The following is a 12,114-nucleotide window of genomic DNA, read 5'->3' as shown; positions in this document are numbered from 1 at the left end:
CCACTTAATTCTACTAAGTGAGGTAATTATTTGCCTTTTATTAATCAATATAAGGATGAAACGCATATATCATACATTCAAACACATAATCATCTTCACTTACTTTATGTTTATTAACATATTCAGCGACCGCCTTAACCCCTCTTGCTTTAAAATCATTGTATAACTCTTCCCCTTGAACCATTAACCAGTGAGCGAAATCCATATAAAATCCATCATCACCCGCCCATACAAAACCACCGTTACCCCCATGTAACAAATTAAACACAACGTCATCATGCCACGGGCTTGTGATTTCCTTCCAATCTTTATAAACCTGTTTTATATTTTCTTCTTCCATTGTTGCTAAGATATTTTTCAAGTTTTCATATTGTGTTTCACTAGCTAAATACTCTTTACCTGCTTTTGATTCTTCAATAACTTCCCATAACGTTTTATATTTTGTAGTTACTTCTTTAGTTAATTGTATATTCATTTTAAAAACAGCTCCTTAGCTATTATTTATATTTTAAGTTTTTATTTGTTGTTTGCCTTGTTAGCTTACTTATACTATACCACTTTATTATATTTTAGTCAATAGTTACCCTTTAAAAAAGAGAGTCCAACGACCCTCTAATTTTTATTCTACTTGTCCGCAATCCACTTGACCCTTTTTGTATTTAGGCGTTATTGTAGCCCCGCCGCCATCCATTTTGCGTCCATAAATATAGACATATTTACACTGAGTCTCCACATCTCGCAGCACTTTCATTTCTTCTATAGTTTCCGTATCACCACTTAAAGCCTTGTAATCCTCTAACACCTCGAAATTACCTAGCTTTTGAGGTTCTTTGCCTTTATTGTTTTGTTTCTCAATTTCCTCAGCTACTTCCTTTGACGTTTTCTTATTTTGAGTATCTGAACCCCCTCCACACCCAGTCAGCACACTAGCAACCAATATAAACCCTATGACTTTTTTAAACATATAAAAGCTCCTTACTGCCTACTTTTTACTTACCTTTAACGAACGAGAAGTCCTCAATTTCAGACTCAGAACTAGAAGGTGAATCTGGGAATCCACTAGCTACCTCAACCACATTAAATCCATGATTTTGTTTTAACGTATGTGCAATATCTTTAGCGCCACCATCGTATTTATGTTTATCTTCTACTTTATCTAAAATACTGTTCAGCTCTTTCTCACTTAAACCATCCGGAACCTCTACTGTAATATCACTTCTATATTTGATTGTTTCCTCTACAGAAATAACTACTTTAGCCATTACTCTTCTCCACCTTTACTGTTTTATTTATTTACTTAGATTTCAGTCACCTCATACGTAAACGACCCGCTGCGCTCAAGCACCTCTAACATAACCGTTACAGGCTTGTAATCGATACATAGCTCATCCTCAATAATTTGTTTTGCCAACGCCTCAGAAGGCAAGAAACACTCCTCGTTTAACGTATCGGTATCTTCATTATTCTTTACGTTATAAAACACATCTTCCTCATCTTTTCTCATAATTGCAACGAACTTCACGATATCCCCTCCTTCTTTTGCGCCTCTATTAACTCGATACCTTCGTCAAAGCTATAACCCTTACCAGACTCATCGATAAACCACTGACCATGTCCCTGACAATCCGGGCAAGGAATATGCATATACTCACTTCCTGTACCGCTACACCACTTACACTCTTTATATTCTAATTTTGTCATAACTTAATCTCTGCCTTACGCTGAAACCAATCTTCTATCTCAGCAAAATCGGTCATAGTTAATTCCCAGTTTTCTAAGAACTCTGTAAAATCACTACGTCTTGCCCCTTTCATAACCCCATACATAAACGCCGCCAACCCTTTAGGTACATCAGAAGCAGCGCCCGATTCTTTAACCTTTACGACGCTTGTTACGACCTTGTACGCCTCATCTTCAATAACTTGATAGTCTTCCATTGTTTGAATTGTTTCTGGTGTAAGGTCTAACTCTTCCATAACCTGCTTATCGATATGTACCTCCGCCTTTAGCGTCACATCTAACTTCAAATCAACACCTCCATACAAGAAATGAAATTCCTATATTTATATTACTAAATACACCATGAAAAAAGGCGCTGAATCTTATCACAGACCCAACACCCCGCTGTATACTAATCTACTTTACTTTCATTTCGTGCCTCTTTTTCTGCATCATAAATACAATCGTCACAAATAACACTCTCATTTACTACCTCACCGGAATCATTATCTGTAAAGGAGCTGCACCATAAACATTCATATAACCAACCATGTTTCATCATCTCTGCAAACGGTATTTTTTGCGTATCTGAGTATTTATCAAAATGATGTTGTCTCTCAGCACACATATCCTCCACATACCCACTCATACCGAATGCCTGACTCATCTTAATTGCTTTCCTGCTTGTTTCTGCAAACACAACTTCATGCCCTGCCTCATCACCTTCACCTGTTTTATCCCAAACATGGTAAGCCTTTTTCTGCGGTTCATAATCTACGAACGTGTTCTCAAAGAAAAAGTTAAATGGCTTCTCACTTATCATAACCTCATCATCGTTATCACCGAATCGTACATATAAACCTTCCTCTTTTATTGTATACGCCTCGATATTCTTACGTTTCTTACCCTCTAACACAACCCAATAGGTTTTCATACGTTCTATTACTTTACGCCCCGTATACGTAACCGTATCGACCTCACACATTACGCAACACCTTCTTCTGGATTTCGATTTAGATAATCCGTTCGAATCTTCATGTAATCCAATTCTGAAATGAACTCCATGTCTTTATGTAATAACTCATTTTTGTCATCTTTTTCATACGCCGTGAAGTAAAAATCATCGTCCATTGCGTGGAAATGATGGAATCGTGGTTGCCTAAATTGTGGCACTAACCCATACATTCGAATAACCGTCATTAAGTCCATAAACTGAACTCCTGTTTCCTTCACAAACGCATCCCAATCTTTTTTAACCTGCGAACGAACTTTAACCTCATAGTACCCGTAACCATTAGGGTTCTTCTTGAATTGATTTTTTAACTCCTCCGGTACTTTTAATAGCTGTAAGTCTGTACTCCCCGCTAAATTATCTTTCATACTGCAGCCAATAATCTTTTCAATTCTATCCTTGTTTTCAATTACCTTATCTATATCTTTCTCCGCCAGAACAAGGGAATCGTATAACCTTGTCCCACGCTTTACTCTAATATAGCGAACCATATTTACTCCCCCTTCCTAGTTGTGTAACGCTTCCCGGTATGCATGTATCGATTCTTTTGTAATTTCGATAGCTTTTCCTAGTTTTTCTTTATAGTCTCCCGTAGCCCCGCTTAACTCACGTTGTAAATACTCCAATTGACTTTTTGCTCCTAACACAACAGACTCTAACCGTCTTTGTCTCTCCAACATTATCTCCTCTTCCGTTGCGTAACGTTCTAACATATCTAGAGAAACCAATTGCTCACGTAAGTGGAACAACTCATCAACCACAACAGTATCTTTATCTTCTACCCGAATAACTCGACAAACACAACCATCTAAGACGACCCAAGTCCCTACATCTGGAACACCTGTAATTGCGAGTTTACCTTCTTCAGCTTCCCAACTCATAACGAACCCCCTCACAATGCTCTAACAATGGATATGAGCTTTCATCCCAACACCCTTCATCTTGGTCGAATTTGTAGCAAAAAGCATTACCATCTTCATCCACAAAGGGATTTGTATACGTATCGTAAGGCGGTACTCCTTTTGCATAGTACGTCATGACCGTTTTCTTTAACATCGGGCAGTAAATTTCTCCCCACTCTACAGCATTTTCCCAACTAAGTTCTCTCATATTCTTTACACCATCCTGACTTTATTTGTTATGCCACACGACGTCTAAATTCCCTAAACTATCTTGCTTGTTTTCTAAATAACTCTTATTCCCCATTACATCCGACGGACTAAATTCACCCTCAAATACGACATACCCCTTCAACAGCAGCGCAGAAGCAACGCCGTCTCCATCTATAAATCCTCTACACTCACACCCGCTTATAAATGCATCTAGCGTCATCACATCCCCACCAGACTCTTCGTACTTCTTATGACTGTTACTGTTTATTTCAAATACCATCAACTATGCCCTCTTTCCCAGTCTATAAAGACCCTCTTAGATTTTCACTTTTACGTCGCTCCATTTCATCAGCAATCTCACCTGCAGTAGCCATTGAACGAATAAAATATGCATTTGCTGTGTAAATCTTCTCCCCGTTCAGGTATTCACCAATATGGTTACCCGTTTTACTGAATTTGTCTATCCTCATTACTGCCGTATACCCTTTCCTCTCGTTATACCCGACAAGAGCTACTATATCCCCTACACGGTACAGAACACCCCGTATACGTACTTTTGTTACCTCATCCAACCCTAACACCCTCCTTATTACCTAGCAGCACTCCGTGGCACTCGTCTCCTACGCTCCTCTTGGTACTTTCTTCGGTACTCTTCTTTTTGCTTACGTTCATTTCTTAATTGCCTTTGCAACGAATCTACAACCGCAGGGTTTTTACTTCTAATCGTTTTATCCGCCTCACGGTACAACGACCGAATAAGTGAATCTTTTAACACCTGCTCATCCACTGTAAGCTCCTGCTTCCTTGCCCGCTTCACTAGTGTCCCGCCCAGATATACACCAATATGTTTAGGTATCTCGTCCTTTACTTTCTCGTACAGTTCCTCAGGCATTACATAGTAGTTAAAGTGACCACAGAACGTTTTATTTGCTTTACTCCTAAAGTCCGCTATCGACACTTTAACCTCGTAGCAGCGCCAAATCCCCTTTGTATCGTACGTAATATAATCGACTCTTTCCTTACCGAACCACCCGATAGTAACCTCGAAACATGCAAACACACCCTTCTTTTTCGTAGCCGTGTATATTTGACGTTCCATCTCGGATGTAAGCTCTGTCTTTGCCACTTCCGCTCACCCTTTAATGTTTATTTAGTAATCTATTGTGTACTCATGCGCTTTTACTTCTTGTAGCAGCAAAATTAAATCATCTACATCTTCCTTATTGATACATGCCGTTCCATTCTTTAACCCGTACAGGTGGAATTCTCCGTCCCCTACATCTTGCACATGAGGTCTGTTTTCCCCATTTTGTTCGAATCTAAGACCATTCCCATCGTAATCTACGATTTTGTTTTTAGGCTTCAACATACTTATCAACCTCCTTAGTAGTTCCCATCTTCATATAACCAGTATGCTAATTTATCCGCACAATCACTGAACATAAAATCAGCTAAGGTATCGTACTCCCTGTAATAATTCTCGGAGCGATATTCCTCTTCAATCCTAAACAATAATTTCTTTGCAAATCGTTCTTCATCTTCCTTATTCGGAAATTCATACTCCCCGTTATTGATGAACGTATCTTTAACCTTTTGTAGATTGTTTTCTGTATCTATCAATTTACTTCCTCCTTACTCCTTGTATGTATGTCCCGACCCCTCTTTAACGAAAGACGGTAACTTATCTCCTGCTAGTACCCTATTCATCTTCCTGTCGATAGGTTTTCCTAACTTATCGACCCGTCTATAATAGATTTCACCGTCTTCTGTAACCCGAAAGACAGCAATCCTCTCTGCGCTATTTACCCAAAATCCTCGTAGATTCATATTTACTCATCCTCTACAACAACATCCGACCCACAGTCAGAGCAACGATGTACTCCTTCTGTATCGGCAAACGTCCCTACTTTATATTTGCAATTACAGCAATACCCTAGCAACACAACACACCCCTTAACCTGTTTTAAATACAGAAAAAGCAGGGATTGTCACCAACACCTGCTTATCCGAAGAACTAAGATGTGTCCCTAGTTCTTTCCCGTTAATTCAATTATATCAAGTCTTCCCAGACCGGAATGGCTCGTCCTTATCATTACCAGATTACTCCACTTCTATCTCAACAATCACAACAGTTGTGAAGTTCCTTTCCCACTCAACACACTCCCCACCTGTTTGATACCAATAGTTAAGCACACCCTCTTTTAATGCCGGTTCGTGCATGGTTTCCCCGCCTACACGGACATATACAGGAGCATCCCCAACTGGGAAGTCATCGTCATCAGCATCGACCAACTGCAACTCGCCCTGTAATTCAGCCATCTTTGTATCGAATTCCTTTTCTGCCTTATCTAAACGTCTGAAGAATTTTTCATCTTCACATTCTCCATAAGGATTCATTTCACACACTTTAAAGATTCTGTCTTTCTTTTTAAGCTCTGGGTTTTCCAGATACTCTAGTTGTTTTCGCAACTCTACCGTCTCCTGCAGCAGCACTAACGATACTTGCTCGTTAGACGTTTCGTACCCCTCAAGCTCTGCAATGATTTTCTTTGTTTCTTCAATCGCCTGTAACCGAATTTCCTCTTTTTGCTCCACATTAACCTCTCCTATCTATATGTTCTTGGAAACGTATCAGTATCTAATACAAGCACTGGGTCATCTGAAATATCTCCCAGTTCCTCGTCATGGAATTTAACCTCATAACTGCACTTCAGTTTCCCATTGTTCCACATCTCAATTCGACCTATATTAAACTCTGGTGCGTGTTTATATAACTCACGTAATCTAGTAATGATTTCATCTTCACTATCCCCAACATATACTGTTTCCGTATAGTTTTGATGATAGGCTATTCCTACTAACGTAACCGTACTTGCGAATTGATACCCGCCGAAATCAACCTCTTTAGGGTTATCTAACCTATCGACGTTGTACTCTACGGTAACACGCGGCTCAACCCCGCCGCTCGGCATGGTATATTTGTATTTTCTAACAAGTTCCCCATCTTTAGTTGCCTCAACGAACCCGTAAACAAACCCCTTCTCTTTGCTAGACTTTCTTACTGCACGAATTGCCTCAGCACCCTCAGTCCCTCTATATACCTGTACCTTATGTGTTTCTTGTACCGTATACACTAAAAAATCAATCTTATTTTCATTCAGCATCTTCTTTTACCCCCTGTAAAAATGACTCCAATTCTTCATCTACATCAAACTCAACATTTTCGAACCCCGGCATAAGCTCCATATCAGGTGTTTCCCCATAATCCAGACCCGAAACCCTATAGGTTCTTAGTTTTTTACCATCTTTCCATAACTCAATATAGCTATCTACAAACGATGAACTCTCACGGTATGCCTGTTGTAAGGCTTGAATTACTGCAGCCTTATCTGTACCCGCATACTCATTACCGATTCGTTCCTCATAATACACTAACCCAACAATCGTCATGCCGCAGCACCTCCTACTTTATTTTCAACACGCCAATCCAAACCTTTGCAAAGTTCATGGTACGCTTCCTTCTCAGCTGCATTTAATGAATCCATTCCCGGTAACCAACCCTCTTGGAAATGTGCTGCTTTGTGCATGTATCGTAACTCCCCATCGACCCATGTCTCTTTATACCCTGCAATAAACGAGCCAGATGTCTCCCAAGCCTTACCGATAACCTTCATTCCTTCTTTTGTATCCGTCCCTACATAAGCCACCTGTACTCCTTCTTGGCTGTGTATAACTGATACATATACAAAATTATGTGTACTACGTTTCATATCTAACATTTTAATAGCCTCCCAGTCTTTAACCCTGTACTGCAGCGCATTCCACTTTGTAACGCTTCTGCTTGTCACGCTGAACCTTTTTCACACCATTATAATGAGAACATTTCGGTACTTTATGCTCCTCTTCCAACCCGCTCCACGCTATACACTTACACTCATGGATAATTGGATTGTCCTCTCCTACCTCACGAAAGGCATATTTAGGTGTAGCCGTTGCTGTCTCTTCTCTTCGAATTGGACAGTCGTCTAAGAGAACCTCTACTACCTCTGTACCAAACGTCCCGAACCCACAACTACTCGCTAAAACCTCTTTTTTACCCAATATAACTCCCTCCCATACACGACAAGCAGCCCCTAATTAGGACTGCTTACCAACCTCTTTATCTAAACGGTCATCAAACGCTTTTCGACCCTCTTTGTCGAGCTTAGTATAGAACCATTCACGACTTGCCAACACAGTTGTAGTAGTTGTACCTTTAATCGCCGTACGAACCACTACAAACCCCTCAGGGCGTTTTTCAGAGTCTTGCAACCAGAGTGTCTCATTAACCTCCATAAGACCCGGACTCATACGACCATCTACGTTAGCATTTGAAAACGTGGCACTAAACGCACATACATCATCGCCCTGCGCCTCCATCACGTTTACCGCTAAATGTTCATATTTAAATTTATCGCTGAATAGTACATCTCTTTTAATCATTTCAACCTCTCCCTTATGTTTGTTAACTCCCAACATATAAAACCTTTTGCGCTACAAAATTACTTTCCTGAGCGCAGCCTCGGTGTTTTTATAATCCAAACTATAATGTAAATAGTTAGTCCACCAGTTACCCAGATTCCTAGTAGAAGCGCAAGTATAACTAAGTCCGAAGTACCTGTTGCAAGAGCAGCTACACAGAACGCCCATAACACCGTAATGAGTAATCCCGCCACCGCTAGGGTTGCAAGCACCCCCAACCATTTCAACATAGCGTATCACCTATCCCCAGTGACTCAAACCCTTTTATGGAATCCTCTAGCTCTTTTGCTAATTTATCATCCCAACCAACACTCGCAACATCTTCATATACTGGTACATCTTCTGTCTCATTCTGCGTTTGAATCTGTTTCTCCAATCCGCTACCTCCTAATCAACCTTAACTGCACCCATTAACCATTTATTAAATTTTGGCATACTTTCTCCTACAACTTTGTTTGGATTAGAAGGTGTTTTATAAAAAATCATAACCCCGTGAATCGCTCTTATGGTTCTCGTGTACCTACCCTTTTGGAACGTTGCCCCCACTTTTACATCGCTCAACATCGTCATGTTTTACACCACCCCTGCTTGCCATTTCTTACTATCAGTCTACCTGATTTACCTGCTGTTTATATGCCGTTTGTTATCATACTGGATACTTACAGGTACAGAAAAAGACCCTTACAAAATAAGAGTCTTTAGCTACAGGTATATGGTTTCGTTTCATATTTAGTTTTCTCCACATTTACAATCATGCAACCATTCATCACACTTCCCGCATTCACAGCCGCAGTTCTCTAATTTTTCCTCACACTTCGCACAGTAATCTATAACTTCATAAACCATGCTGATTCCCCTCTCCATCTCTGTATTAAGATTAATCTGTACTAAACCCTTTAAATTAACGCTTTTATTAAGAAATTCGTTTCATCCTTCCAGTAAAGTAATACTCCCTTTTTAAATAGGTTCTTGCTCCTGAATAAGATTCAAACCATAGAGACTCTATTTTCCCCAAAAAATCTATTGTTATATTAAATCTAGCTTCTCTTTCTTCAGTGATACGGTATGTGTAATTACCATCTTCCGCTTCCCACACTTTCACACCAACCCACCTCATTTCATACAAAATTCAAATTTGAAACCAATCCTCAATCTCTTAATTTATTTCAGATTTATATATTATATTTCCGGTAGATGCTTACCACCGACTCTCCCAGACTCATAAAATCCATAACCCCTAAGGTAGACCCTTTATCTATCATATCAAAGTAACGAACCCTACTTAGTTTTGCTACATCTTCTTTATCTAACTTTTCCCTATTTTCACGAACCCAACTAAATGCAACATCTGACATACCATGCAACCTCCTAGTTTTGGCTTTGTTACTTTTAGTGTAAATGACCTACTAGGTGGTTACTCCACTTTGCTTATCAAAATCCGTCTATATTAAAAAGAAAGCAGAGCCTTGTTTTGCCCCGCTTTCTTGCTTAGTTCTTAGGTTTTTTCTTAATAACCCCGTACTTTACTAAGTCTCGATGGATTTCTTTACCCGATTCCTTCGCCTCAGCAAAATCAAGATAAACCCCATCAAGCTCTTTTAATAAAGTCATAGCACGTTTTAATTGCTCCACACTACCTTTTAAATAGTTAGTATGTTCTTCTTCCGTTAGATGACCATCTAAACGAGCATCTTCTAACACCGCATGTTTAACCTTTAACCCTAATAGAATGGATTCCATTGTAACCGCCTTACGTGGCACATCCTCGTTAAACTGCATAGACTCACGATGCGTATAACCCGCTACACCGTAGGGAAGTCCCCATTTAAACTCTTTTGTAATAGATGTAATTTTTTCATGTTCCATACGTACCACTTGCTCTTCTTGTTGCCCCGATACTTCTACAGTTTCCTTTTCTTTAACCGTTGCCATTTCTTAGCCACCCCACACCTTTGTTTTGTTACCCTTAGTGTACCTCAAATATTTCTTTTATCATGACCCATTCTTATCAGATACCTTATAAACTGTCTTACCTGATTTATTTCTCAGAAGCTTCTGGATAACGAAAACCACTCACATAATCAGTAAGTACCAAATCCTTACGACTCGCAACGTAGTCTGCTAAATGCACAACTTGCTGCAAAGGTGTTTCTGGTTTAATACCTTTAACCGAAGTCCACTCTCCTGTAGCGATATTACCCATATGTCGCTCAATAGCCGTCATAATAACATCAAACTCTTCCGTTTCAGCAAAAGCAAAGGCATACCCCTTAGATTTACTACTCCCAAAGTAATCTCTAGGTAAGAACGGATGCATACCTATGTAGCGCATATCTAAATCAATTCCATACTTCAAAATATCATGCCCGAACATTGCCGCAACTGCTAAGTCACGCTCTAAATCCGTTAACCCGAAAGTTCTGGCTAAGTCGTAAGCCACCTTTGCACCCATAACCACATGACGGACTAACCCACCTTTAGTTGTTGACCAATCCGCATGGAACTTACCTGACACCGAAGCAGGAACAACAAAGAAATACTCAGGAGCATTTTCCCACATATGCTCTACAAACACACGCACATTTACATCTTCAATTAAAGACATAACATCTGCAGCCAAATCCCAAGCAATATTTTTATGTTCTTCTAACTCACCTGCTGAAATTTGTAACTCTTCGCCTTTAACTACTACGTTTAACATTCCAATCCCCTACTTTCTTTTAATCTAACTTAGGTAACGTACACTAACTCCATTAATTATTAAAATGGTCGTTATAACTATTTTCATCTACCTCAATCCACAATCCTTTTTTGACTTGCTCCTCTATTTGATAACTTTCGCAAACAACAAAAGATTTAGGATAGTTATTCCAAAAAACATTAAACGCATTACCGACAAACCTCTCAAGTTTACAAAAAGCGTTATCGTATGTTCTAAAGTACATAGTATCCTTAATTTCCATCTTCAATTTCCCCCTCGACTTGTTTTCCTTAGTTATACTATACCATTTTATTATATTTTAGTCAATATTTGTTACTTAAAAAAGAGGGTTTGCCCCCTCTTTTTACTCGCTCATTACTTTATTTAATTTCTCCATCACACCCGCCAAGAACAGAAGCTCCTCGCCGTACTTTTTAGACTCTTCAGCAGTATGGATTCGCATACCCACTGCACCCACCTCGAACCCTTTATCGTTAGAATTAAAAGTGACAAACTGTAAATCTTCATTTCTACCAACAAAGAAAAATGTCCAATCTCTATAATCGTCACATTTAGCTCTCGAAAACCCAGCGTCCTTTAAAATTTCTAGTACCTTATTTAGTTGCTCCTGAGATTTAAACATTGTTTTATTCCTCCGATACGTTTTAGTATTTCGTTAGTTTTAATACACCCAATTACTCAGCTAACACTTTATTTAATTTATCTATTACATCAGATAAAAAGTTCAATTCCTCAGCGTACTTTTTAGCATCTTCCATATCACGTATTCTCATACCAGTTGCATTTATCTCAAACCCTTTATCATAAAAATCAATGAACGTAAATTTTAGTCCCGCATTTCTTCCAATATCGAAAAATGACCAATGGTCTGCATAATCCTCGCATGTTGCTTTAGTAAAACCTGAATTTTTTAAAATTTCTACTACTTTATCTGCTTGCTCTTGTGATTTAAACATTGTTTCATTCCCCCGATATACGTTTTGTTCTTTCGTTACTTATAATATACCACTTTATTATATTTTAGTCAA

General features: G+C 39.1%; 32 protein-coding genes. All 32 read right to left on the bottom strand.

The annotated features are described in order from the left end of the window. Window positions 1–40: 40 nt before the first annotated feature. A complete protein-coding gene (locus tag ACTFR8_RS24055) occupies window positions 41–475 on the bottom strand; it encodes a DUF4240 domain-containing protein (protein ID WP_221660573.1) in 435 nt (144 codons plus the stop codon). A gap of 144 nt (window positions 476–619) precedes the next feature. Continuing rightward, window positions 620–964: a hypothetical protein gene (locus tag ACTFR8_RS24050; protein WP_440028473.1), complete on the bottom strand. Its 345-nt coding sequence runs from the start codon at window positions 962–964 to the stop codon at window positions 620–622. Between the two features lie 25 nt (window positions 965–989). Then, complete coding sequence (locus ACTFR8_RS24045) at window positions 990–1,262, bottom strand: hypothetical protein (protein ID WP_440028471.1); 273 nt, start codon at window positions 1,260–1,262, stop codon at window positions 990–992. A 35-nt stretch (window positions 1,263–1,297) separates the two neighbouring features. Beyond that, the gene (locus ACTFR8_RS24040; protein ID WP_440028468.1) at window positions 1,298–1,522 is read right to left on the bottom strand and encodes a hypothetical protein; all 225 of its coding nucleotides are present in this window, start codon (window positions 1,520–1,522) and stop codon (window positions 1,298–1,300) included. After that, window positions 1,519–1,701: a hypothetical protein gene (locus ACTFR8_RS24035; protein ID WP_221660569.1), complete on the bottom strand. Its 183-nt coding sequence runs from the start codon at window positions 1,699–1,701 to the stop codon at window positions 1,519–1,521. Before ACTFR8_RS24035 ends, ACTFR8_RS24040 begins: the two co-directional genes overlap by 4 nt. Then, window positions 1,698–2,027: a hypothetical protein gene (locus ACTFR8_RS24030; protein WP_440028465.1), complete on the bottom strand. Its 330-nt coding sequence runs from the start codon at window positions 2,025–2,027 to the stop codon at window positions 1,698–1,700. The genes ACTFR8_RS24035 and ACTFR8_RS24030 overlap by 4 nt, the downstream gene beginning before the upstream one ends. A 104-nt stretch (window positions 2,028–2,131) precedes the next feature. Next, on the bottom strand, window positions 2,132–2,704 hold the full coding sequence (locus ACTFR8_RS24025; RefSeq protein ID WP_440028463.1) for a hypothetical protein: 573 nt from the start codon (window positions 2,702–2,704) through the stop codon (window positions 2,132–2,134). Continuing rightward, a complete protein-coding gene (locus ACTFR8_RS24020) occupies window positions 2,704–3,222 on the bottom strand; it encodes a hypothetical protein (protein ID WP_440028461.1) in 519 nt (172 codons plus the stop codon). Before ACTFR8_RS24020 ends, ACTFR8_RS24025 begins: the two co-directional genes overlap by 1 nt. Before the next feature lie 15 nt (window positions 3,223–3,237). After that, entirely contained in the window at window positions 3,238–3,612 is a 375-nt protein-coding gene (locus ACTFR8_RS24015; RefSeq protein WP_440028458.1) for a hypothetical protein, read from the bottom strand. Further along, entirely contained in the window at window positions 3,596–3,841 is a 246-nt protein-coding gene (locus ACTFR8_RS24010) for a hypothetical protein (protein WP_221660564.1), read from the bottom strand. The genes ACTFR8_RS24015 and ACTFR8_RS24010 overlap by 17 nt, the downstream gene beginning before the upstream one ends. Window positions 3,842–3,862: 21 nt before the next feature. Further along, window positions 3,863–4,123 (bottom strand): hypothetical protein, encoded by a 261-nt coding sequence (locus tag ACTFR8_RS24005; RefSeq protein WP_221660563.1) that lies wholly within the window; start codon window positions 4,121–4,123, stop codon window positions 3,863–3,865. A gap of 22 nt (window positions 4,124–4,145) precedes the next feature. Beyond that, window positions 4,146–4,415, bottom strand: coding sequence for a hypothetical protein (locus ACTFR8_RS24000; RefSeq protein WP_440028454.1), 270 nt, complete (start codon window positions 4,413–4,415; stop codon window positions 4,146–4,148). A 17-nt stretch (window positions 4,416–4,432) separates the two neighbouring features. Further along, window positions 4,433–4,969, bottom strand: coding sequence for a hypothetical protein (locus ACTFR8_RS23995; protein ID WP_440028452.1), 537 nt, complete (start codon window positions 4,967–4,969; stop codon window positions 4,433–4,435). Window positions 4,970–4,993: 24 nt separating this feature from the next. After that, window positions 4,994–5,212 carry a hypothetical protein gene (locus tag ACTFR8_RS23990; protein WP_221660560.1) on the bottom strand — a complete coding sequence of 73 codons (219 nt, stop codon included), beginning with the start codon at window positions 5,210–5,212 and terminating at the stop codon, window positions 4,994–4,996. Window positions 5,213–5,226: 14 nt separating this feature from the next. Next, on the bottom strand, window positions 5,227–5,463 hold the full coding sequence (locus tag ACTFR8_RS23985; protein ID WP_221660559.1) for a hypothetical protein: 237 nt from the start codon (window positions 5,461–5,463) through the stop codon (window positions 5,227–5,229). Between the two features lie 12 nt (window positions 5,464–5,475). Beyond that, window positions 5,476–5,670 carry a hypothetical protein gene (locus tag ACTFR8_RS23980; RefSeq protein ID WP_221660558.1) on the bottom strand — a complete coding sequence of 65 codons (195 nt, stop codon included), beginning with the start codon at window positions 5,668–5,670 and terminating at the stop codon, window positions 5,476–5,478. Window positions 5,671–5,943: 273 nt separating this feature from the next. Further along, on the bottom strand, window positions 5,944–6,438 hold the full coding sequence (locus ACTFR8_RS23975; protein ID WP_221660557.1) for a hypothetical protein: 495 nt from the start codon (window positions 6,436–6,438) through the stop codon (window positions 5,944–5,946). Window positions 6,439–6,449: 11 nt separating this feature from the next. Next, window positions 6,450–7,007: a hypothetical protein gene (locus tag ACTFR8_RS23970; protein ID WP_221660556.1), complete on the bottom strand. Its 558-nt coding sequence runs from the start codon at window positions 7,005–7,007 to the stop codon at window positions 6,450–6,452. After that, window positions 6,997–7,293: a hypothetical protein gene (locus ACTFR8_RS23965; protein WP_221660555.1), complete on the bottom strand. Its 297-nt coding sequence runs from the start codon at window positions 7,291–7,293 to the stop codon at window positions 6,997–6,999. The genes ACTFR8_RS23970 and ACTFR8_RS23965 overlap by 11 nt, the downstream gene beginning before the upstream one ends. Continuing rightward, a complete protein-coding gene (locus ACTFR8_RS23960) occupies window positions 7,290–7,622 on the bottom strand; it encodes a hypothetical protein (RefSeq protein ID WP_221660554.1) in 333 nt (110 codons plus the stop codon). Before ACTFR8_RS23960 ends, ACTFR8_RS23965 begins: the two co-directional genes overlap by 4 nt. Before the next feature lie 19 nt (window positions 7,623–7,641). Further along, window positions 7,642–7,944: a hypothetical protein gene (locus ACTFR8_RS23955; protein ID WP_221660553.1), complete on the bottom strand. Its 303-nt coding sequence runs from the start codon at window positions 7,942–7,944 to the stop codon at window positions 7,642–7,644. Window positions 7,945–7,980: 36 nt separating this feature from the next. Continuing rightward, window positions 7,981–8,262, bottom strand: a complete 282-nt coding sequence (locus tag ACTFR8_RS23950; RefSeq protein ID WP_440028647.1) for a hypothetical protein — start codon at window positions 8,260–8,262, stop codon at window positions 7,981–7,983. 122 nt (window positions 8,263–8,384) lie between these two features. Continuing rightward, window positions 8,385–8,594, bottom strand: a complete 210-nt coding sequence (locus ACTFR8_RS23945; RefSeq protein ID WP_221660551.1) for a hypothetical protein — start codon at window positions 8,592–8,594, stop codon at window positions 8,385–8,387. Next, complete coding sequence (locus tag ACTFR8_RS23940; RefSeq protein WP_221660550.1) at window positions 8,588–8,740, bottom strand: hypothetical protein; 153 nt, start codon at window positions 8,738–8,740, stop codon at window positions 8,588–8,590. Before ACTFR8_RS23940 ends, ACTFR8_RS23945 begins: the two co-directional genes overlap by 7 nt. Before the next feature lie 11 nt (window positions 8,741–8,751). Next, on the bottom strand, window positions 8,752–8,934 hold the full coding sequence (locus tag ACTFR8_RS23935) for a hypothetical protein (RefSeq protein WP_221660549.1): 183 nt from the start codon (window positions 8,932–8,934) through the stop codon (window positions 8,752–8,754). 343 nt (window positions 8,935–9,277) lie between these two features. After that, entirely contained in the window at window positions 9,278–9,466 is a 189-nt protein-coding gene (locus ACTFR8_RS23930) for a hypothetical protein (protein ID WP_221660548.1), read from the bottom strand. A gap of 70 nt (window positions 9,467–9,536) precedes the next feature. After that, complete coding sequence (locus ACTFR8_RS23925) at window positions 9,537–9,719, bottom strand: hypothetical protein (protein ID WP_193635520.1); 183 nt, start codon at window positions 9,717–9,719, stop codon at window positions 9,537–9,539. A gap of 133 nt (window positions 9,720–9,852) precedes the next feature. Next, window positions 9,853–10,296, bottom strand: coding sequence for a hypothetical protein (locus ACTFR8_RS23920; protein WP_221660547.1), 444 nt, complete (start codon window positions 10,294–10,296; stop codon window positions 9,853–9,855). Between the two features lie 106 nt (window positions 10,297–10,402). Next, window positions 10,403–11,065, bottom strand: coding sequence for an HD domain-containing protein (locus ACTFR8_RS23915; RefSeq protein WP_221660546.1), 663 nt, complete (start codon window positions 11,063–11,065; stop codon window positions 10,403–10,405). A 52-nt stretch (window positions 11,066–11,117) separates the two neighbouring features. Next, window positions 11,118–11,327, bottom strand: a complete 210-nt coding sequence (locus ACTFR8_RS23910; protein WP_221660545.1) for a hypothetical protein — start codon at window positions 11,325–11,327, stop codon at window positions 11,118–11,120. Between the two features lie 102 nt (window positions 11,328–11,429). Then, window positions 11,430–11,708: a hypothetical protein gene (locus tag ACTFR8_RS23905; RefSeq protein WP_193635517.1), complete on the bottom strand. Its 279-nt coding sequence runs from the start codon at window positions 11,706–11,708 to the stop codon at window positions 11,430–11,432. 52 nt (window positions 11,709–11,760) lie between these two features. Then, window positions 11,761–12,042: a hypothetical protein gene (locus ACTFR8_RS23900; RefSeq protein ID WP_221660544.1), complete on the bottom strand. Its 282-nt coding sequence runs from the start codon at window positions 12,040–12,042 to the stop codon at window positions 11,761–11,763. Window positions 12,043–12,114: the final 72 nt, after the last annotated feature.

The sequence above is a fragment of the Bacillus cereus group sp. MYBK15-3 genome (genome assembly GCF_051916765.1).
Classification (GTDB): Bacteria; Bacillota; Bacilli; order Bacillales; family Bacillaceae_G; genus Bacillus_A; species Bacillus_A cereus.
Note: the sequence above shows the minus strand (reverse complement) of the source record. Positions and strands in the feature narration are given on the sequence as shown.